The sequence below is a fragment of the Rhodococcus sp. MEB032 genome (assembly GCF_030208925.1).
Classification (GTDB): Bacteria; Actinomycetota; Actinomycetes; order Mycobacteriales; family Mycobacteriaceae; genus Rhodococcus_F; species Rhodococcus_F qingshengii.
Window position 1 is genome coordinate 124,491 of the sequence record NZ_JARVSY010000003.1, and the last position, 21,259, is coordinate 145,749.

At 62.5% G+C, this 21,259-nt stretch carries 20 protein-coding genes; 3 read left to right on the forward strand and 17 right to left on the reverse strand.

Annotation, left to right across the window (positions count from 1 at the left end; all coding sequences use genetic code 11):
* Positions 1-3 precede the first annotated feature (3 nt).
* The 17 genes from nuoN to QRN54_RS05195 all read right to left on the reverse strand — a co-directional run bounded on the left by nuoN (position 4) and on the right by QRN54_RS05195 (position 17,392).
* The gene (gene nuoN / locus QRN54_RS05115; RefSeq protein ID WP_285181698.1) at positions 4-1,599 is read right to left on the reverse strand and encodes an NADH-quinone oxidoreductase subunit NuoN; all 1,596 of its coding nucleotides are present in this window, start codon (positions 1,597-1,599) and stop codon (positions 4-6) included.
* Complete coding sequence (locus tag QRN54_RS05120) at positions 1,596-3,200, reverse strand: NADH-quinone oxidoreductase subunit M (RefSeq protein WP_218680326.1); 1,605 nt, start codon at positions 3,198-3,200, stop codon at positions 1,596-1,598. The genes nuoN and QRN54_RS05120 overlap by 4 nt, the downstream gene beginning before the upstream one ends.
* Positions 3,194-5,086, reverse strand: coding sequence for an NADH-quinone oxidoreductase subunit L (gene nuoL, locus QRN54_RS05125; RefSeq protein WP_285181699.1), 1,893 nt, complete (start codon positions 5,084-5,086; stop codon positions 3,194-3,196). The genes QRN54_RS05120 and nuoL overlap by 7 nt, the downstream gene beginning before the upstream one ends.
* Before the next feature lies 1 nt (position 5,087).
* Positions 5,088-5,387, reverse strand: a complete 300-nt coding sequence (nuoK, locus tag QRN54_RS05130) for an NADH-quinone oxidoreductase subunit NuoK (RefSeq protein WP_003942238.1) — start codon at positions 5,385-5,387, stop codon at positions 5,088-5,090.
* Positions 5,384-6,181, reverse strand: a complete 798-nt coding sequence (locus QRN54_RS05135) for an NADH-quinone oxidoreductase subunit J (protein WP_064444521.1) — start codon at positions 6,179-6,181, stop codon at positions 5,384-5,386. The genes nuoK and QRN54_RS05135 overlap by 4 nt, the downstream gene beginning before the upstream one ends.
* Positions 6,178-6,735, reverse strand: a complete 558-nt coding sequence (gene nuoI / locus QRN54_RS05140; RefSeq protein ID WP_007735146.1) for an NADH-quinone oxidoreductase subunit NuoI — start codon at positions 6,733-6,735, stop codon at positions 6,178-6,180. The genes QRN54_RS05135 and nuoI overlap by 4 nt, the downstream gene beginning before the upstream one ends.
* On the reverse strand, positions 6,728-8,068 hold the full coding sequence (nuoH, locus tag QRN54_RS05145) for an NADH-quinone oxidoreductase subunit NuoH (RefSeq protein ID WP_054827146.1): 1,341 nt from the start codon (positions 8,066-8,068) through the stop codon (positions 6,728-6,730). The genes nuoI and nuoH overlap by 8 nt, the downstream gene beginning before the upstream one ends.
* On the reverse strand, positions 8,065-10,482 hold the full coding sequence (locus QRN54_RS05150; RefSeq protein WP_285181701.1) for an NADH-quinone oxidoreductase subunit G: 2,418 nt from the start codon (positions 10,480-10,482) through the stop codon (positions 8,065-8,067). Before QRN54_RS05150 ends, nuoH begins: the two co-directional genes overlap by 4 nt.
* Positions 10,479-11,798: an NADH-quinone oxidoreductase subunit NuoF gene (gene nuoF / locus QRN54_RS05155; RefSeq protein ID WP_007735149.1), complete on the reverse strand. Its 1,320-nt coding sequence runs from the start codon at positions 11,796-11,798 to the stop codon at positions 10,479-10,481. The genes QRN54_RS05150 and nuoF overlap by 4 nt, the downstream gene beginning before the upstream one ends.
* Position 11,799: 1 nt before the next feature.
* The gene (gene nuoE / locus QRN54_RS05160; RefSeq protein ID WP_047271447.1) at positions 11,800-12,624 is read right to left on the reverse strand and encodes an NADH-quinone oxidoreductase subunit NuoE; all 825 of its coding nucleotides are present in this window, start codon (positions 12,622-12,624) and stop codon (positions 11,800-11,802) included.
* A complete protein-coding gene (gene nuoD / locus QRN54_RS05165; protein WP_214514353.1) occupies positions 12,621-13,952 on the reverse strand; it encodes an NADH dehydrogenase (quinone) subunit D in 1,332 nt (443 codons plus the stop codon). Before nuoD ends, nuoE begins: the two co-directional genes overlap by 4 nt.
* The gene (locus QRN54_RS05170) at positions 13,952-14,614 is read right to left on the reverse strand and encodes an NADH-quinone oxidoreductase subunit C (protein WP_007735151.1); all 663 of its coding nucleotides are present in this window, start codon (positions 14,612-14,614) and stop codon (positions 13,952-13,954) included. Before QRN54_RS05170 ends, nuoD begins: the two co-directional genes overlap by 1 nt.
* Positions 14,611-15,165, reverse strand: a complete 555-nt coding sequence (locus QRN54_RS05175; protein WP_003942234.1) for a NuoB/complex I 20 kDa subunit family protein — start codon at positions 15,163-15,165, stop codon at positions 14,611-14,613. Before QRN54_RS05175 ends, QRN54_RS05170 begins: the two co-directional genes overlap by 4 nt.
* Positions 15,166-15,245: 80 nt before the next feature.
* Positions 15,246-15,605 carry an NADH-quinone oxidoreductase subunit A gene (locus QRN54_RS05180; protein WP_003942165.1) on the reverse strand — a complete coding sequence of 120 codons (360 nt, stop codon included), beginning with the start codon at positions 15,603-15,605 and terminating at the stop codon, positions 15,246-15,248.
* 211 nt (positions 15,606-15,816) lie between these two features.
* Positions 15,817-16,209 (reverse strand): Rv3143 family two-component system response regulator, encoded by a 393-nt coding sequence (locus QRN54_RS05185; protein ID WP_042450864.1) that lies wholly within the window; start codon positions 16,207-16,209, stop codon positions 15,817-15,819.
* A gap of 181 nt (positions 16,210-16,390) precedes the next feature.
* Positions 16,391-16,825: an SRPBCC family protein gene (locus QRN54_RS05190; RefSeq protein ID WP_003942203.1), complete on the reverse strand. Its 435-nt coding sequence runs from the start codon at positions 16,823-16,825 to the stop codon at positions 16,391-16,393.
* 87 nt (positions 16,826-16,912) lie between these two features.
* The gene (locus QRN54_RS05195; protein ID WP_214514352.1) at positions 16,913-17,392 is read right to left on the reverse strand and encodes a toxin-antitoxin system HicB family antitoxin; all 480 of its coding nucleotides are present in this window, start codon (positions 17,390-17,392) and stop codon (positions 16,913-16,915) included.
* Between the two features lie 154 nt (positions 17,393-17,546).
* On the opposite strand from QRN54_RS05195, the gene thyX reads away from it, so the two are divergent.
* From thyX to QRN54_RS05210, 3 genes are read left to right on the forward strand one after another with little or no spacing between them, the layout of a single operon-like run.
* On the forward strand, positions 17,547-18,299 hold the full coding sequence (gene thyX, locus QRN54_RS05200; protein ID WP_003942250.1) for an FAD-dependent thymidylate synthase: 753 nt from the start codon (positions 17,547-17,549) through the stop codon (positions 18,297-18,299).
* A gap of 43 nt (positions 18,300-18,342) precedes the next feature.
* Positions 18,343-19,248 (forward strand): 4-hydroxy-tetrahydrodipicolinate synthase, encoded by a 906-nt coding sequence (gene dapA, locus QRN54_RS05205; RefSeq protein WP_003942142.1) that lies wholly within the window; start codon positions 18,343-18,345, stop codon positions 19,246-19,248.
* Positions 19,249-21,258, forward strand: coding sequence for a ribonuclease J (locus tag QRN54_RS05210; RefSeq protein WP_003942231.1), 2,010 nt, complete (start codon positions 19,249-19,251; stop codon positions 21,256-21,258).
* Position 21,259 lies beyond the last annotated feature (1 nt).

Here is a 21,259-nt window from a genome sequence, read left to right on the forward strand (position 1 = left end):
GGCTCAGTGTAGGAAGTCCGCTGCACGCTCGGCGAGGTCGAGCGCCGGCTGGGGGAGTATGCCGAGGATGAGCGTGACACCGGCGCCGAGGCCGATCACGCTGCTGGTCAGTGCACTCGGTACCACGACGGTCGGAGCGTCTGCGGCCGATTCGGTGAAGAACATCAACACGATCACTCGCACGTAGAAGTACGCGGCGATCGCGCTGCACAGGACGCCGACGATCACGAGAGGTGCGGCCCCGCCCTCGGCTGCCGCGCTGAACACCGCGAACTTTCCGATGAACCCACTGGTCAACGGGATCCCGGCGAAAGCCAACAGGAACAGTGCAAACACAACTCCGACCAGCGGTGAGCGCCGGCCCAATCCGGCCCAGCGCGAGAGCGTCGCGACCTCACCGTCTGCGTCCCGAACCAGACTCACGACGGCGAACGCGCCCACGGTGCTGAATCCGTAGGCTAGAAGGTAGAACATCGCCGAGGCCAGGCCGGCATCCGAATCCGCAACCGCAGCGGTCAGAATGAATCCGGTGTGCGCGATGGCCGAATACGCGAGCATCCGCTTCATATCGGTTTGCGTCACAGCGACGATCGATCCGACAACCATCGTGAGAATCGCGACTGCCCACATCAGTGGACGCCAGTTCACGTACTCGTTGGGCAGAGCCACATAGAAGACACGAAGGATGGCACCGAATGCGGCGATCTTGGTCGCGGTAGCCATGAAACTGGTGATCGGCGTCGGCGCCCCTTGATAGACATCGGGAATCCACGAATGGAACGGCACGGCACCGACTTTGAACAGTAATCCCACGGCCACGAGTGCTGTCCCGAGCCACAGGAAGGCATCGGTACCCGACCCGCTGCGTGCTGCGTCGGCGATACCGGAGAGCGTGACCGTCCCGGCATAGCCGTACAGCAATGCGATTCCGAAAACGAAGAACGCCGACGAAAATGCCCCGAGCAGAAAGTACTTGAGCGCAGCTTCCTGGGAGAGCAGGCGACGTCGGCGTGCCAGACCACACAGGAGATACAGAGGCAGTGAGAACACTTCGAGCGCAACGAACATCGTCAGCAGATCGTTGGACGCGGGAAAGAGGAGCATGCCGCCGACAGCGAAGAGGGTGAGCGGAAAGACCTCGGTCTGGGCGATACCGACCTTGACCGCTTCTTGTTCCGCAACACTTCCGGGGACGCTCGACGCTTGAGGGGTGAAACCGCCGAGCGCGTCGTGTTGCGCGATCACCTCGGCGGTGTTGCCCGAGCCTCGCTCGGCGATCAGCAGTACTGCGGGGATCGACACGAGAAGGATCGTGGCCTGCAGGAAAAGGGTCGGACCGTCGACCGCTACAGAACCCATCATCGCCGTCGACCGCGTGCCGGCGAGCAGAAGCACTGCCACGAATGCGGCCGCCAAGCCTGCGACACCGAGGACGAGTTGCACGGGGTATCGAAAACGCCGGGGTGCGAATGCCTCGATGAGTACGCCCACAACCGCAACACCGAACACGATCAACATTGGCGAGAGCAAGCTGTATTCGACACTGGGTGACGCCGTGCCGGCTGAGCCGAGGATGGTCACGTCGTTGAAGGAACTCATTTGTGGGCACCTCCTTCGTGGTCGGCGACGAGCGGGGTCGGAGCCTCGTCGACGACCGTATGGCTCACTGCAGGAGTGATGACGTCCAAGGCAGGCTTGGGGTAGATGCCGAGAAGCAACAAGAGTGCGATCAGAGGGGCGACCACCACGAGTTCGCGTCGAGCGAGGTCGCGGATCGTTCCCTGCTCTTCCTTCACAGGTCCGCCCATCATGCGCTGGTAGAGCCAGAGTATGTAGATCGCGGACAGGACAAGCGCGGCAGTCGCCGCGATAGCGGCCACGTGGTATCGCGAGTACGTCCCGATCAGCACCAGGAACTCACTGATGAACGGCGCGAGACCCGGCAGCGACAGCGTTGCCAGCCCCGCAACGAGGAATGTGCCGGCAAGTACGGGTGCAACTTTCTGGACGCCGCCGTACGCCGCGATCGATCGAGTACCTCGCTGCGAGACGAGGAATCCCGCAATCAAGAACAGAGCCGCAGTGGAGACTCCGTGATTGACCATGTACAGCGCGGAACCCGCCTGGCTCTGGCTGGTCATCGCGAAGATTCCGAGAATGATGAAGCCGAAGTGCGAAATCGACGTGTAGGCGATCAGTCTCATGACGTCTGTTTGCGCGATCGCCAGTATTGCGCCGTAGACGATCCCGATAACGGCGAGCGTGATGATCCACGGTGCAAAAGTCGACGACGACTCCGGGAACAGTTGCAGGCAGTAGCGAATCATCGCGAACGTGCCCACCTTGTCCACGACCGCCATCATCAGCACTGCTGTCGACGGAGTCGATTCCACCGCGGAGTCCGGCAACCAACTGTGCAGCGGCCAGAGCGGTGCTTTCACCGCGAACGCGAACATGAATCCGAGGAACAAGGCGTTGAGCACCCCGGGTCCAACACCGAGTTCACCGCTGTTTGCCGCTGAGGCGATCGCCCGGAAGTCGAAAGTGCCACTGGCGAAAGGACTCTCGTCGCGCGTGGTGACCACGTACAGGCCGATGACTGCAGCGAGCATGACCAGGCCGCCGAGGAGGTTGTAGAGCAGAAACTTCACGGCTGCGCGAGATCTGCCCACTCCGCCGAACCCGCCGATGAGGAAATACATCGGTATCAGCATTGCCTCGAAGAAAATGTAGAACAAGAGAATGTCCAAGGCGCTGAACGAAATCATCACCATGGACTCGACAACAAGGATCAGCGCGAAATAGGTGTGCGGCATTCTCTTGGGTGATTCCGCGTCTGCCGGGACGTCGTTCCAGCCCGCGATCAGTAGTAATGGCACCAGCACTGCGGTGAGAAGAACCAGAACGAGTGCGATCCCGTCGAGTCCGAGTGTGTAGCTGGTGCCGAAAGCCGGTATCCAGCTGTGGCTTTCGACAAATTGAAATTGTTCGCCGCCGCGGTCGAACGCAACTCCGAGAACGGCGGCGACCACCAGGACTGCCACGGACACAGCCAATGCGAGAGACTTCGCAAATTGGTACGACCGTGCCGGCAGAGCGAGGACAACACCCGCTCCGATGAGCGGAAGCAACCAGAGCACCGTCAGCGCGGGGAAGCCGGTATTGGTCACAGAGTCGCTCACCGCCGCTTCGATCACCACAGTGTCACCGCCATCATTGTCGCGACCACGAGTGTTGCTCCGACAAACATCACCAGCGCGTACGAGCGAACAAACCCGGTCTGTAGCTTCCGCGTGAGCGCGGACAGCCCGGTGACGACCACCGCAAAGCTGCCCACGACGCCGCCTATTCCCTTGGTGTCGAACACTTCCAACGACTTGGTGAGTTGTTGTCCAGGCTTCATGAACACCGTCTCGTTGAAGGCGTCACCGTACAGATCGCGGCGAGCCGCACCGGTCAACGGTGAAACCGGAGTCGGTGCCACAAGTGGAATCTCCCGGGTGGCGTACTCGCGATACGCAATCGCGACGCCGGCGGCAACTGCGAGCAGCGCCAGCGCGGTGATCGACCATGCGGGTATCTGCGGTTCGACGTGATGTGAGCCGACAACCGGTTCGAGCCAGTTCTGCAAGCTGGACCCGATGGTCAGGAGCATCCCGGCGCCGACGGACCCCACCGCCAGGATGATCATCGGAGACGTCATCACCGCCGGAGATTCGTGAGGTTTCTGGTTCTCCCAGCGGGCCTTCCCGAAGAAGGTCATCAGCATCACGCGGCTCATGTAGAAGGCAGTGAGGGCCGCACCCAACAGGGTGACGATGCCCAGCACAACACCCTTGACGCCACCCTCGCCGATCGCAACCTCGATGATCTTGTCCTTGGAGAAGAACCCGGCAAACGGCGGAACACCGATGATGGCAAGGTATCCGAGCCCGAACGTGACAAAAGTCAGTGGCATGAACGCTCGGAGCCCGCCGTAGCGCCGCATGTCGGTTTCGTCGTTCATCGCGTGCATCACCGAACCCGCACCGAGGAACAGGCCTGCCTTGAAGAATCCGTGGGTGATCAGATGAAGGATTGCGAAGGCGTATCCAGCTGGTCCGAGACCCGCTGCCAGGACCATGTATCCGATCTGACTCATGGTCGATGCGGCGAGCGCTTTCTTGATGTCGTCCTTCGCGCAGCCGATGATCGCACCGAACAGCAGCGTCACGGCACCGACGATGACAACCACGAGTTGAGCGTCGGGTGCGAGATCGAAGATCGGATTGGAGCGCACGATCAGGTAGACGCCGGCCGTGACCATCGTGGCCGCGTGAATCAGAGCCGAGACGGGGGTGGGGCCCTCCATCGCGTCGCCGAGCCACGACTGCAGTGGCACCTGCGCGGACTTCGCGCATGCAGCGAGGAGGAGCATCAGGCCGATCGCCGTCAGGACACCTTCGCTTGCACCAGACGCGTCGGCGAAGACGCTGCTGAACGAGAGCGAGCCGAACGTGCTGAACATCAACATCATCGCGATCATCAATCCGATGTCGCCCACCCGATTGACGACAAAAGCCTTCTTGGCAGCGGTCGCCGCCGACGGCTTGTGCTGCCAGAAACCGATCAGCAGGTACGACGCCAAACCGACGCCTTCCCAGCCGACGTAGAGCCCGAGGAAGTTGTCGGCGAGCACGAGGAGCAGCATCGCAGCGAGGAAGAGATTGAGGTAGGCGAAGAACTTACGACGCTCGGGGTCGTGCGCCATGTAGCCGACCGAGTAGATGTGGATCAGCGAACCTACACCGGTGATGAGCAGGACGAAACACATCGACAGTTGATCAAGCTGCAGTCCGAACTCGACCTGAAGACTGTCGACCGGGACCCAACTGAACAGGTGCTCGGTGACGGTGCGGTCGGCGGTGTCGCGGCCGAGCATGGAGATGAAAAACACCACTGCGACGACAAACGACGCGAGTGTCATGACGCAGGCGAATAGGTGGCCCCACGCGTTCGTGCGACGACCCGCCAGCAACAGGACAGCGGCGCCGCACAGGGGCAGGGCGGGGAGCAACCAGATGGCGGACGTGATTCCTCCTGACATGTCAGTACTTCAGCAGGTCTGCGTCGTCGACGGATACAGAACGCCGAGATCGGAAGATGATCATGATGATTGCCAGGCCGACGACTACTTCGGCAGCAGCTACCACCATCGTGAAGAAGGCGAAGATCTGGCCGTCCAGATTGCCGTGCATGCGCGCGAAGGTCACGAATGCCAGGTTGGCGGCGTTGAGCATCAATTCGATACACATGAACACCACGATGGCGTTGCGTCGCAGGAGGACTCCCGCAGCCCCGATGGTGAACAACAGGACCGACAGATACAGGTAATTCTCGGGATTCATCGCGCAGACTCCTCACCGGTACTCGGATCCGGGGATCGCGGAGTGAGTGCGCTGCTGACGGAGAGGGTCGAGAACGTTCCGTCGGGCAACAGTGCCGGCATGTCTACTGCGTTGTGACGTGCGTACACGCCGGGACTGGGGAGGGGAGTGGCCGAGCCCTTGTCGGGATTGCTCTCATCGCTGCCCAGGTACGCGAATCGTTGCTGCGAGAGTTCGCGTTGGCTGAGCGTGGATCCGATCTTCTCCCGATGCGCGAGCATCATTGCGCCAAGTGTCGCCGTGATCAGCAGTGCGCCGGTCAGTTCGAAGGCCCAGACGTAGCGGATGAAGATGAGATCGGCGAGAGCGTCGATGTTGCCCTGGTCGAGTCCGGTGAATCCGGTGAACCCCGAGATCGACGCATTTCCGAGGCCGCCGATAAGGAGTAGCCCGAATCCGACGCCGATCACGATCGCGCTGACGCGTTGTCCCCGTAGCGTTTCGACCAAGGAGTCCGAAGAATCCACGCCGACCAGCATCAGGACGAACAGGAACAACATCATCACTGCGCCGGTATAGACGACGACCTGGACGACACCCAGGAACAGTGCGCCCTGCACGATGTAGAAGACGGCCAGGATGATCATCGTCATTGCAAGGAAGAGCGCAGAGTAGACGGCCTTGGGGGCGGCGACCACGCCCAAAGCGCTGATCACCGCAAGGGTTCCGAGGATCCAGAACTGCACCGCCTCGCCGGTGGAGGTCGATGTCATCGTTCCCTCCGCCAGGATCGTGGTCGTGACCGACGCGATCATTTCTCGGTCTCCGGGTTCGGCTCTTGCTCGGGTGCTGGCTGTTCGGGAGCTGCTGTGATGTCGCCGCGGTAGTAGTCGTCCTGAGTTGTGCCGGGACGCAGCGCGTGTGGTGGCGCTGCCATGTCGGGTTTCAGGGGCGCGAGAAGGCGGTCCTTCTCGTAGATCAACCCGGCTCGGTTGTCGTCGGTCATCTCGTACTCGTTGGTCATGGTGAGAGCCCGAGTGGGGCAAGCCTCGACGCAGAGGCCACAGCCGATGCACCGCAGGTAGTTGATCTGATACACCCGCCCGTAACGCTCGCCGGGGGAGAACCGTTCTTCTTCGGTGTTGTCAGCACCCTCGACATAGATCGCGTCGGCGGGGCAAGCCCAGGCACACAGTTCGCAACCGATGCACTTCTCGAGTCCGTCCGCATACCGGTTGAGTTGATGGCGACCGTGGTATCCGGGCGCGGTGGGCCGCTTCTCCTCCGGATAGAACTCGGTCTCGGGTTTCTTGAACATTGTCGAGAGCGTCACTCCGAAACCCGCGATAGGTCCGAGGAAATCAGGCATGGGAGTCCTCCGATGTGTCGGAAACATCTGTCCGCCGCGGCGGTGGCACGTTCTGACCCGGTAGTTTTCGGGTCGGCAGCGTTTGACCAGGTAGGGGTGGAACCGGGAAGCCGCCCGACATCGCATCGAAAGGCCGGGTCCCCGAATCGGGCACCAACGCGGCGGTTCGGCGTCGGCTGCGGTAAGTCCCGGCCAACACGATCAGGAGCGCAGCTCCGAGAACCAGTGCGACGCAGAGAAGTACGACCCAGGTGTTGTAACCCTCGTTGCGGAAGGCACGAACAGTCGCGATCACCATCACCCACACCAAGGCAGCGGGGATGAGAATCTTCCATCCGAGATTCATGAACTGGTCGTAGCGCAACCGCGGAAGGGTACTGCGCAGCCAGATGAAGACGAAGAGGAAGCCCCACACCTTGGCGACAAACCACAGCACGGGCCACCAACCGGAATTGGCGCCGTCCCACAGGTTGAACGGGAACGGTGCGTGCCACCCGCCCAGGAACAGTGTCGTGGCCAGAGCGGACACCGTCACCATGTTCACGTACTCGGCCAGCATGAACATCGCGAACTTGAGTGAGGAGTACTCGGTGTGGAACCCACCCACCAGTTCACCCTCGGCCTCGGGAAGGTCGAAGGGAGCCCTGTTGGTTTCGCCGACCATGGCTGTCACGTAGATCAGGAAGGACGGCAGGAGGAGAAAGACGTACCAGGCACCTTGTTGGGCACTGACGATTCCGGACGTGGACATCGTTCCGGCGTAGAGGAAGACGGCGGCGAAGGACAGCCCCATTGCTACTTCGTAGGAGATGACCTGCGCGGTCGATCGAAGTGCGCCCAGTAGTGGATACGTCGATCCGGACGACCAGCCGGCAAGCACGATCCCGTACACACCGATTGAAGTTACGGCGAGGATGTAGAGAACTCCGACCGGCAGATCGGTCAGTTGCAGGGGTGAAAGGGTTCCGAAGATCGACACCTGCGGACCGAACGGGATGACGGCAAAGGCCATGAACGCGGGCACGACTGCGATGACGGGCGCGAGGAGATAAATCGGTTTGTCGGCGCCGGTCGGTGTGATGCCCTCCTTGAGGGCGAGCTTGATTCCGTCAGCGAGACTCTGGAGCATTCCACGGGGGCCGACGCGGTTCGGTCCGACACGCATCTGCATGCGTGCCATGACCTTTCGCTCCGCGTAAATTGCCACCAGCGGTGTGAGTACGAGGAACACGAAAATGGCGAGAGCCTTGCCGATCACCAACCACCACGGGTCGTGCCCGAACGCCGACAGGTCGACCGGAGCTGCCACGGTCCCGTATTCGTGGGTGGTCATTGCGCTCCAGCCTTCGCAATCTTCACCACGGAACCCGCGGTAACACAGAGCGTTTCGTAGATCGTGCTACCCGGTGAATTGAGTGGGAGCCAGACTGTTCGAGGCGGGAGTTCGGTGATCTCCAACGGTAATGTGATGGAACCGGATTCAGTCGACACCGCAACGTGATCGCCGTTGTCGGCGCCGATCTCGGCAGCGGTCTCGGCAGACAAACGTACGAGTGGGAGCCGTGCCGTACCCGCCAGGTTGGGCTCGCCGTCTTGCAATCGGCCGTTGTCGAGCAGCATTCGCCAACTCGACAACACTGCCTCGCCCAGTGCCGGTGTGGGGATGGTGCCTGACGGGACCTGAGGCGAGGTGGGGCGCGATCCGGACCAAGCGCCGAGGCGGTGTATCTCCGAGCGTGCGGAATCTGCGTCGGGTAGGCCCAGATCGATGCCCATCTCGGCTGCGATCGCGTGGAGAACGCGCTGATCCGGCATCACTCCTGTCGTTCTCAACGCGGTGTCGAACACGCGCTCGCGGCCTTCCCAGTCGAGGAAGGTTCCGGGCTTCTCGGCGACCGGTGCCACCGGGAAGACGACGTCGGCGAGTTCGGTGACTCCGCTGTGACGGATCTCCAAACTCACCACGAACCCTGCTGCTTCGATCGCGGCCCTTGCCTTCGCCGGGTTCGGGAGATCACTCAATTCGACGCCGCCGACAAGAAGGGCAGCAGTCGTCTGCCCCGGATCCAGCAGACTCGCGGCGTCGCGCCCGTCGGATGCCGGGATGGAGGCCCCCCACACTGATTCCACCTCCTGACGTGCTGCCGGGTCCGCAACGGGGCGTCCGCCGGGAAGCAATCCCGGTAGTGCGCCGGCCTCGACGGCGCCGCGATCACCAGCGCGGCGTGGGACCCAAGCCAAACAAGCTCCTGTCGCTTCGGCGAGACGTACCGCCGCGGCGAAGCCGCCCGCCACCTCACTGATTCGTTCGCCCAACAGGATCACTGCACCGGGCTGCCGGAGGAGCTGGCCCTCCTCATTTCCAGGGCGAGCCAACGAATCCATCAGAGCTGCTTCACTTCCGGGTACGGTCCGAAGCAAAGAGCCGCCCATCTTCTGCAGGCCGCGCGTAGCGAATGGCGCGCTGGAGAGCACCGTCGTCTTGCCGAAACGTGCGGCCTTGCGCAGCCGCAGGAAGATGATCGGTGACTCCTCCTCGGGCTCGAGAGCTACCAGCAATGCGGCCGGGGCCGACTCGAGGTCCTGGTACGTCACCGACTCTTCGAGTGTGCGGCCGGCGACGTGTGCTGAGAGGAAACCTGCCTCTTCGGCAGAATGAGCACGGATTCGGAAGTCGATGTTGTTGGTAGCGAGAGCAACTCGCGCGAACTTGCCGTAGGCGTAGGCGTCCTCCAAGGTAGAGCGTCCGCCGACGAGTACGCCTGCGTCACCGCGGGCCTGCGCGAAGGATCGCGCAACGAGGTCGAGTGCCATGGGCCACGACGCCGGAATCAATTCGCCGTCAGCGTTGCGGATCAGGGGAGTGGTGATCCGATCACCTTGGGTCGTGTACGTGAATGCGAAACGGCCCTTGTCGCAGTTCCATTCCTCGTTGACTTCGGGGTCGTCCCCGGCGAGACGGCGGAGAACCTTTCCGCGACGGTGGTCCGTGCGCTGAGCACATCCGTCGGCGCAGTGTTCACACACGCTGGGGCTGGACACCAGATCGAACGGTCGCGCCCGGAATCGGTATGCCGTACTGGTAAGCGCGCCGACCGGGCACACCTGGATGGTGTTGCCCGAGAAGTAGGACTCGAAGGGCTCGTTGGCGTAGATCCCGACCTGTTGAAGCGCGCCGCGCTCGAGGAGATCGATGAACGGGTCGCCGGCGATCTGGCCCGAAAACCGTGTGCATCTGGCGCAGAGGACGCAACGCTCGCGGTCGAGCAGGATTTCGGACGAGAGTGGGATGGGCTTGGGGTAGGTCCTTTTCTCCTCACCGAACCGGGATTCGGTGCGACCGGTCGACATCGCCTGGTTTTGAAGCGGACACTCGCCGCCCTTGTCACACACGGGGCAGTCCAGAGGGTGGTTGATGAGCAGGAGTTCCATCACCCCGCGCTGCGCCTTCTCCGCCACCGGTGACGTGAGCTGTGTGGTGACGACCATTCCGTCCGCAACCGGTGTCGTGCAGGACGCCACCGGCTTGCGTTGACCTTCGACCTCCACGATGCACTGTCGGCACGCCCCGACCGGGTCCAGAAGAGGATGATCGCAGAACCGCGGAATCTGTGTGCCGATCATCTCTGCAGCGCGAATGATCAACGTGCCCTTGGGTACCTGGAGTTCCCGGCCGTCGATGGTGAGGGTGACGAGATCAATCGGCGGTGCCGCATCGGTTCCAGTGGTGGCGTCGGCTGCAGTCATGAGACGAACGCTCCTGTCGCGAGAACGGACCGGCGAGGATCGAACGGGCATCCGTTGCCGTCGAAATGCGCTACGTATTCCTCGCGGAAGTACTTCAGGGAGGACATGATCGGGCTGGTCGCTCCGTCGCCCAACGCGCAGAAGGATTTTCCGAGGATGGTGTCCGAGATGTCGAGAAGTTTGGTGAGATCAGCTTCAGTACCTGTTCCGCCTTCGAGTCGCCGCAGGATCTGCACCAGCCAGTACGTGCCTTCGCGGCACGGCGTGCATTTACCGCAAGATTCGTGGGCGTAGAACTCGGTCCACCGCAGCACCGCGCGCACGATGCAGGTTGTGTCGTCGAATATCTGCAGTGCCTTGGTGCCGAGCATCGATCCCGCCGCGCCGACACCCTCGTAGTCGAGTGGGACATCGAGATGTTCGTCGGTGAAGATCGGAGTCGAGGATCCGCCGGGAGTCCAGAACTTGAGGGTGTGCCCGGTGCGAACGCCGCCCGCGTAATCGAGAAGTTCTCGCAACGTGATGCCGAGCGGCGCCTCGTACTGGCCGGGAGTGGTGACATGACCAGAGAGCGAGTACAACGTGAACCCCGGCGACTTCTCGCTTCCCATCGACCGGAACCACTCCGGGCCGCCCAGGACGATCGACGGCACACTCGCGATGGACTCGACGTTGTTGACGACGGTCGGGCAGGCGTAGAGGCCGGCGACGGCGGGGAATGGCGGCCGCAGTCGAGGCTGACCGCGTCGTCCCTCCAACGAATCGAGGAGGGCTGTCTCCTCACCACAGATGTACGCGCCTGCTCCGGCGTGCACGACGAGATCCAAGTCGAATCCCGAACCGAGGATGTTGCGGCCCAGGTATCCGGCCGCGTAGGCCTCGGCCACGGCGGTCTGCAGACGTCGCAGGACCGGGACCACCTCGCCCCGGACGTAGATGAACGCTTTGGCCGCTCGAATTGCATACGCCGCGATGATGACTCCCTCGACCAACGTGTGTGGGGTCGCCATCATCAACGGCATGTCCTTGCATGTGCCCGGTTCGGACTCGTCGGCATTGACGACGAGATAGTGAGGCTTGCCGTCTCCTGGCTTGTCTTCGGTGCTCTGTGGGATGAAACTCCACTTGAGGCCCGTCGGGAAACCGGCGCCACCGCGCCCACGAAGGCCCGCGTCCTTGACCGTTTCGATCACGGCGTCGGGGGACATGGCTAGCGCTTTGCGTAGGGCTTGGTAGCCGTCGTGACGAAGGTAGCTGTCGAGAGTCCACGAGTTCGGTTGATCCCAGTAGCGACTCAGGACGGGGGCGAGTGTCATGTCACTTCCCTTCGTCGGGAGCGTCGGCTGCTGAGGCCGAGCCGGGTGGGTTGTCGTCGTGAGATCGGCTGATACGCAGTCCGGCAAGAGTTGCCCCGCCGATTGTTTGTGCTTCGGCTGCTTCGATTCGCGTATCCGGGAAACCGGCCAAGGTGCGTGCGGTCTGCCGGAACGAACACAGTGTGGCACCGCGACTGGGTGTCACGCGCTCTCCGGCGCGGAGCGCATCGACGAGTGAGCGCGCCGATTCCGGAGTCTGGTTGTCGAAGAACTCCCAGTTGATCATCATGACGGGGGCGTAGTCGCACGCCGCATTGCACTCGATGTGTTCGAGGGTGATCTTGCCGTCGGACGTCGAGATGGAGTGTCCGCCTTCGTCTCTGGAGCCTGCTGACCCGAGATGCTCTTCGAGTGCTGCGAGGATGTCGTCTCCGCCCATGATCGCGCACAGCGTGTTGGTGCAGACTCCGACCAGATACTCACCCGTCGGACCACGGCGATACATCGAGTAGAAGGTGGAAACGGCGGCAACCTCGGCGCCGGTCAAACCCAGCTTGGCACTGCAGAAATCGATCCCGGCCGGGGTGATGTACCCGTCCTCGGACTGCACGAGATGAAGGAGCGGCAGGAGGGCTGATCGACTGGTGGTCGCCGCGGCGTCGGGCTCACGGTAACGAGCGATGACGGTTTCGGCATCGGCGTCGAGTCGGGCGAGTACGTCAGGCGGATAACTCGATCGTGCGCCAGGGCGTACCAGTTGCGTGGGCTCGTCCGGGCGCGGCCCGAGTTCGATGAACACCCGTGACGAGCCGTTCGGGCCGGTCATCGGTCCACTCCGCCCATGACGGGATCGATACTGGCAACCGAGGCGATCACGTCGGACACCATGCCTCCCTCGCACATCGCCGCTACCGCTTGAAGGTTGGTGAATGACGGATCCCGGAAATGGACGCGGTACGGCCGGGTTCCCCCGTCGCTGACCATGTGCACACCCAACTCGCCACGCGGGGACTCGACGGCGACGTACACCTGGCCGGGCGGCACGCGGATTCCTTCGGTGACCAGTTTGAAATGGTGAATCAGACCCTCCATGGACGACTCCATGATCTTCGCGATGTGCTTCTGCGAATTGCCGAGGCCATCCGGTCCGACAGCGAGATCGGCAGGCCAGGCGATCTTCTTGTCGTCCACCATGACCGGCCCCGGTTGCAGTTTGTCGAGGCACTGCTCGACGATCTTGAGGGACTCCTTCATCTCCTCGACACGGATGACGTACCTTCCGTAGCAATCGGATCCGTCGTACGTCACGACGTCGAACTCGTAGTTCTCGTAGCCGCAGTAGGGCTGCGCTCGACGCTGATCGTGGGGGAGACCCGTGGCGCGTAGGACCGGCCCCGTCACGCCGAGCGCCATGCAGCCGGTGAGATCGAGATATCCGATTCCCTGGGTGCGGGCTTTCCAGATGGAGTTGTCACTGAGCATCAGTTCGACGTCACGCAACCGTTTCGGTAGGACCTTCAACAGTTCTCGTACCTTCGCGACCGACCCGTCGGGTAGATCCTGAGCGAGACCACCAGGCCTGATGTAGGCGTGATTCATCCGCAGTCCGGTGATCGTCTCGAACACGTCCAGAATCAATTCGCGTTCGCGGAATCCGAACAGCATCGCCGTCACGGCGCCCAGTTCCATTCCACCGGTTGCCAGGGCGACAAGGTGCGACGAGATTCGATTGAGCTCCATCATCATCACGCGAATGACGGTGGCTCGCTCGGGAATGTCGTCGGTGATGCCGAGAAGTTTTTCGACTCCGAGGCAGTACGCGGTTTCGTTGAAGAACGGTGACAGGTAGTCCATTCGAGTAACGAAAGTGACGCCCTGCGTCCAGTTCCGGTATTCGAGATTCTTTTCGATTCCGGTGTGCAGGTAGCCGATTCCACACCGAGCTTCCACGACTGTCTCACCCTCGATTTCGAGAATGAGGCGCAAGACGCCGTGAGTGGACGGATGCTGCGGGCCCATGTTGACCACGATCCGTTCGGCCTCGCCGGTTCGCTGGCGAGCGGCCGCGGTGACGATGTCGTCCCAGTCCTGACCCGATGCTGTGACGACGGTTTCCGTCGTGGCACCGGAGTTGCTTCCTGTCGTCTCGTTCATCAGTTGTACGACCTACGCTCGTCGGGTGGAGGAGTCTGGGCGCCCTTGTACTCGACCGGGATACCGCCGAGCGGATAGTCCTTGCGCTGTGGGTGGCCCTTCCAGTCGTCGGGCATCTCGATACGGGTCAGGGCCGGGTGACCGTCGAAGACGATCCCGAAGAAGTCGTAGGTCTCACGCTCGTGCCAATCGTTGGTGGGGTATATCCCGACGATGGACGGAATATGTGGATCGGAGTCCGGCACGGACACTTCCAGTCTGATCCGGCGGTTGTGCGTGATCGAAGCAAATGGATACACGGCGTGGAGCTCGCGACCGGTGTCCTGTGGATAGTGGACTCCATCGACACCCAGGCAAAGTTCGAAGCGCAGTTCCGATTCGTCGCGCAGTCTGCGCGCGACCTGCGGGAGGTGAGACCGTTCGACATGCAGCGTCATCTCGTCTCGAAAGATCACTACCCGCTCGATTGCATCGGTGAAAGTGCTGCCCCCGCTGCGCAATGCGGCATCCAAGGAGTCCGCAACTTCGTCGAAGTATCCACCGAACGGTCGAGAGGCCTTGTCCTCTACTGAGATCGGCGGGGCGAGCCGGCTGTAGCCCGAGGTGTCACCACTGCCGCGGACCCCGAACATCCCCCTCGATCCGTTGTTGCCCGCGGTCATCGCAGAAGCCCCTTCATGTCGATGGTGGGGGTGGATGCCAGTGCGGCGCGCTCGGCTGCCGCGCGTGCCTCTTCGCGGTTCACGCCGAGGGGCATCTCCTGGATCTTTCGGTGCAGTTCGATGATCGCGTTCAGGAGCATCTCCGGCCGCGGCGGACAGCCGGGCAAGTAGATGTCGACCGGCACGATGTGGTCGACGCCCTGTACCACTGCGTAGTTGTTGAACATACCGCCGGACGACGCACACACACCCATGGCCAGAACCCATTTCGGCTCGGCCATCTGGTCGTAGACCTGACGAAGTACCGGCCCCATCTTTTGACTGACCCGCCCGGCCACGATCAGAAGGTCTGCCTGTCGCGGCGACGCGCGGAATGCCTCCATGCCGAACCGCGCCAGGTCGAAGCGACCTGACGTGGTTGCCATCATCTCGATCGCGCAGCACGCGAGCCCGAAGGTGGCAGGCCACAGTGATCCTTTGCGGGCATACCCTGCCAGGCCCTCGACAGTGGTCAGTAGAAATCCGCTGGGGAGCTTTTCTTCGAGACCCATATCCGACTCTTTTCAGTCGTAACAGCTGCGGTGTGACCGGTTTTGTCTGACGTATGTGTGCTGTACCTGTGTCCGCTGGCCTAGTCCCAACCGAGACCGCCTCGTCGCCATTCGTATGCGTATGCCACCGAGACGTTGACTATGAAAAGTCCCATCGCCGCGAGGCCGAACAAGCCGAGCGAATCGAAATGCACCGCCCACGGGTAGAGGAAAACGATCTCGATGTCGAAGATGATGAACAGCATTGCCGTCAGATAGAACTTGACGGGAAACCGCCCGCCACCGGCGGTACGGGGTGCCGGTTCGATTCCGCATTCGTAGGCTTCGAGTTTCGCCCTGTTGTACCGCTTCGGACCGACCACGGACGCGAGAACAACCGACACCACAGCGAAGGCCATCGCGATGACCCCGAGGACGAGAATGGGGATGTAAGCGTTCATGTCACCCGAACTCCTCTCCGCTGTGCGGATGTCCGCCCAGCCCGAAGGTGCCGTTCGATTTCGATACTGCCAGCAATTCGATACTTATGTGACCTGCGACACCCACACTAGGGGAGGCCTCCGACATTGGGTTCGTTTTCGGGGTGCCGAGTTTCGCTCTCGAAAGTCCGAAGTAGTCGGCGCCGCAACGAATCACCGCTGCAACGGGTGCTCACCGGCTCAGTTGTCGACGCAGAAGCGCGATGACGGTGGAAGCAAGTTCGATCGGATCTATCGGCTGCGGCACTGAGGCTTCCGCTCTCGACCACGACGCCAGCCACGCATCGTCGGGTCGACCGGTCAGTACGAGGATCGGTGGACAGTCGGCGATCTCGTCCTTGAGTTGTTTCGCGACGCCCATGCCGCCCGCCGGACTCGCCTCGCCGTCGAGAATGGCGAGGTCGATTCCGCCGGCATCGAGCTTGGCTACGACGATCGGTGCCGTCGCGACCTCGATGTAGTCGATGGTGGGCATCGACGGATGTGGGCGCTCTCCGAGAGCGAGCCGAACTTGCTCGCGCGTGTGTGCGTCGTCGCTGTAGACGAGGATGCGCACGGGTGCCATGGAGTTGGGCTCTGCGGTCTCGGCGGACACGCGGCCGACGTTACTCCGGGCGGTCCCCGGCTACCGGCGAATCTTCAACATCGGCAGGGACTTCCGCGAAAACACAGCTCGGCTTCACGGCAAACGGCCCCTACCCGGCGATGAACGCCGGAAGTAAGGGCCGCCTGAATTGCGTGTGCGCTCAGAAGTTTTCGACGAACTTCGTCAGGCCCTTGCTCGCTGTTTCCAGCGCCGTCTTCTGTGCCTTCTTCACCAGGAAGCCCGGCAGCGGGATCTTGGGATCGATGGTCAGTTCGAAGGTGACTTTGGTTCCACCGTCGGTGGGAGTCAAGACGTACGAGCCGTCCTGCTGGTTCTGCTGACCGCTCTCCACGAGGGTCCAGGTCACCTTCTCGTCGCCCTCGAAGGTGTAGTCGACTACCTGCTCGTCGTTGATTCCCAGAATGGACACGGCCATGCGAACGCGATGGGGGCGACCGTCGTCGTGGGTGCTCTCGATGGTGATCTTCTTGTGTGCAGACGACCACTCCGGCAGCCGATCGACGGCTGCTACGGCCTTCATCACCGTTTCCGGATCAGCCTTGATCTCGAATTCCTTGACGCCCGAAACGGCCATGAACGTGCTCCTTCTCGCCTTGCGGCAACGGTTCGTGATTACTGCAGTTGCGCAATTAGATCATTCGGTGATCGGGTTGGCGTCGAGCTAGTCCATGCCGTTCTTGCGCATCTGGTCCCGCAATGCGCCCTGGACGGCTTGTGAAACCCACGAGTTGAGGGAGACTCCGTTCTGATTGGCGGCCTCCTCGGCGCGGGCTTTGATCTGTTCCATCATCCTCAACGTCACCCGGCTGATATCTCCGCTGACGCCGTCGAACGAGTAGGTTGAGTCCTTCTTCTCGTCGTCTGCCTTCTCGTTTGCACCTTCGCCGCCTGTCGAGTTCGGCGGGCGAACGACGTCGACCAGTAATTCGCTTCCGTCGAGATTCACCTTGACCTCTCGGTCGCCCAGCTTCGCCCCGATCTCCTTGGCCAGTTCCGTCGCCGCGGCCAACAAGACCAGGCGGACCGAGGGTTCGATGGCGGCGGACAACGACGCCGCAATCCGGCGCGTGTGATCGTCGCCGAGTTCGGCTGCAGTGGCGAGGTCGTTCTGCAGCTTTGCGGTGTACTCCGAAATGTCCATGACACCACAATGGCGTCAAAAGTGACGTCAGTCAAGGATGTGATGACGTCACTCGGTATCGAGGGCGGTCGACCGCTATAGAGTTGCCCAGCACCTGAGGCGAACGGCGCCCGGGTTTCGTGCTGGTCGTTTCGTGCTTGTCGAGGAGTGGGTTGTGCCGAACACGGTGTCACTGAAAGTGCAGTTGGTGGCGAAGTCCGAGTTCTTCCCGCCCGAGGACATTCCGTGGGAGACGGACGCGGATGGTGGCGAAGCGCTGGTCGAGTTCTCCGGTCGAGCCTGCTACCAGAGTTGGTCCAAGCCGAATCCGCGAACCGCAACCAACGCCGGCTATCTGAGGCATCTGCTCGAGGTTGGACACGTTTCGGTGCTCGAGCATGCGACAGTGAGCTTCTACATCACCGGTATCTCGCGCTCGTGCACTCACGAATTGATTCGTCACCGGCACTTCTCGTACTCGCAACTCTCGCAGCGATTCGTCCGTGAGAACGATGCAAACGTCGTCGTGCCTCCTGCTGTCGAAGGTGATCCCGAGCTCGAAGCACTGTTTCTGAATGCCACCGACGAAAGCCGTCGCGCTTACGGGGAACTGCTGACTGCCCTCGAAGGGAAACTGCAATCGGTGCCCGGTGCCCCGATGCGGGGCAAGCAAGCCAGGCAGGCTGCGCGCTCGGTGCTGCCCAACGCCACCGAGACGCGCTTGGTCGTGACCGGAAACTATCGGGCCTGGCGGCACTTCGTCGAGATGCGTGCCACCGAACATGCGGATGTCGAGATCCGGCGAGTCGCGGTCGAGTGCCTGCGTCAGCTTCGTGATGTCGCGCCAAATGTGTTCGGGGACTACGAGATTCTTCGCGGAAGCGACGGATCGGAAATTGCCGTCAGCGCATTTGCGGCCGAGTCGTGACTCGTGTGCAGAAGTAAGAGCTGAACCGGGTAACCTTCTGACCATGACCTACGGTGATTCCGCTTCTCTTGTCGAGCGTCCGTTCGGCACCATTTCCGTTGCGATGGTGACCCCGTTCACTGCCGACGGGAAGTTGGACGTCGACGCGGGAGTGCGCCTCGCAGCCCATCTCGTCGACAACGGCTGTGACGGCCTCGTTCTTGCCGGTACCACCGGTGAATCTCCCACCACCACCGAGTCCGAGAAGCTCGACCTGCTCCGCGCAGTGATCGACGCCGTCGGTAACCGCGCGAAGATCGTTGCAGGCGCCGGCAGCAACGACACCGCTCACAGCGTCGAACTCGCACGTGACGCGGCTCGCGCCGGAGCGCACGGTCTGCTCGTCGTCACCCCGTATTACTCACGTCCGCCCCAGGCCGGACTGTTTGCACACTTCACCGCCGTCGCCAACGCGACCGACCTGCCCGTCATGTTGTACGACATTCCGCCCCGCTCCGTCGTTCCCATCGAGACCGAGACGATCCGCCGACTCGCCGAGCACCCGCGAATCAAGGCCGTCAAGGACGCCAAGGGCGACCTCAACGCCGGCGCAGAGTTGATCGGCACCACCGAGCTTCAGTTCTTCTCCGGCGACGACCCGCTGAATCTGCCGTGGCTCGCTGTGGGCGCCACCGGCTTCGTCAGCGTCATCGGCCATCTTGTTCCGGGTCGTCTCCGCGACCTTCACACCGCGTTCGTGTCCGGCGATATCGCCCGCGCGCGCGAGATAAACCTCAGTTTGATCCCTGTGATTCGTTCCGTTGCCCGCCTCGGCGGTGTCAGCGCTTCGAAGGCGGGTCTGCGACTCATCGGAATCGATGTCGGAGAACCACGCCTTCCGCAGGTTGCACCCACTAAAGAGCAGATCGACGGTCTTGCCGCCGATCTGCATGCGGCAGGAGTTTTGTAAATGACCCGTCCCCCCCGACGTCGTAGTGCCAGTCGTCAAGCCGGTCCGCCTTCGCCTCCGGCTCCCGAAACGGCCGCAAAGGCCGCACCGGTAGAGGCACCAGCTGCGCCGGCGGCAGAAGCGGCCCCCGCCGCAGCCGCCCCGCCCAAGAAGGCCGCAGCAACCAAATCTGCAGCAACCAAGTCCGCTGCCACCAAATCTGCTGCACCCAAGAAGTCGACCGAAGACAGGTCGCCGCGCAAATCTTCCGGCGGTAACCGACCGGCAGCATCGAAGTCGGGCAACGGGCGCGGAAACAAGCGCCCCGAGAACCGTCCGGCCGTCGATCCCACGGGTCGCCTCGGAACACCCCCGAAGGCGCCGGCATCGGGTCTGCGCATCGTCGCGCTGGGCGGCATCGGCGAAATCGGTCGCAACATGACGGTGTTCGAGCACCGTGGCAAGTTGCTGATCGTCGACTGCGGTGTGCTGTTCCCCGAGGACCAGCAGCCTGGCGTCGACCTGATCCTCCCGGACTTCCGCTACATCGAAGACCGTATGGACGACGTCGAAGCCGTCATCTTGACTCACGGACACGAGGACCACATCGGTGCTCTGCCGTTCTTGCTGCGTCTGCGCGCGGACATTCCGGTCATCGGCGCGAAGTTCACTCTCGCTCTCGTTGCCGCCAAGTGCCGCGAGCATCGCCTGCGTCCGAACCTGGTCGAGGTCGTCGAGGGAAACACCACCACTCATGGCCCGTTCGACTGCGAGTACTTCGCGGTCAACCACTCGATTCCCGACGCTCTCGCGATCGCGATTCGCACCGACGCCGGCGTCGTACTGCACACCGGTGACATCAAGCTCGATCAGCTGCCTCTCGACGGCCGCCTGACCGACCTCGCCGGATTCTCCCGCCTGGGCGACGAGGGCGTCGACCTGTTCCTCGTCGACTCGACGAACGCCGAAGTTCCGGGATTCGTCACGCCCGAGCGCGAAATCGGGGGAGTGCTCGACAACGTCATCGGCAAGGCGAAGCAGCGTGTCATCGTGGCATCGTTCGCCAGCCATGTGCATCGCATCCAGCAGGTCGTCGACGTAGCCGCTCGGTACAACCGCCGCATCGTCTTCGTCGGCCGCTCGATGGTCCGCAACATGCAGATCGCCCAGGATCTGGGCTACCTGACGGTGCCCGACGGCCTCGTCGTAGACATCGACACCGCCGCCACCCTTCCCGACGATCGCCTGGTGCTCATTTCGACGGGTTCGCAGGGTGAGCCGTTGGCAGCGCTCTCGCGGATGGCGCGCGGCGAACACCGTCAGATCAACATCCGCGCCAACGACCTGGTCGTTCTCGCGTCTTCGCTGATCCCGGGCAACGAGAACTCCGTTTTTGCCGTGGTCAACGGTTTGGCCAAGCGCGGTGCCACCGTCGTGACCCAGCAGAGCGCCAAGGTTCACGTCTCGGGCCACGCGTCCGCCGGTGAGTTGCTCTACCTGTACAACGCGGTTCGGCCCACCAATGCCATGCCCGTCCACGGTGAATGGCGGCACCTGCGTGCCAACGCCGCGCTGGCAAAGGCAACCGGCGTGCCGGAAGAGCGCATCGTATTGGCCGAGGACGGCGTCGTGGTCGACATGGTGGACGGCCTCGCCGAGATCGTCGGACGCGTACCGGTCGGACACGTCTACGTCGACGGTCTGTCCGTCGGCGACGTCGGTGAGCCGACGCTGTCCGATCGCCTCGTGCTCGGTGAGGGCGGCTTCATCGCGATCACCATCGTCATCAACGAGTCGACGGGCCGTGCGGTCAGCACCCCCGAGGTGTCCGGTCGCGGCTTCTCCGACGATCCGACAGCGCTCAAGGCTGCCGCGGATCTCGTGGAATCGGACCTGGCCCGGTTGGCGAGCGAAGGCGTCATCGACGCTCATCGCATCGCGCAGTCGGTGCGCCGCGTCGTCGGGCGCTGGGTCGCGGACAAGTACCGCCGCCGTCCGATGATCATTCCGACGGTCATCGCGGTTCCGTAGA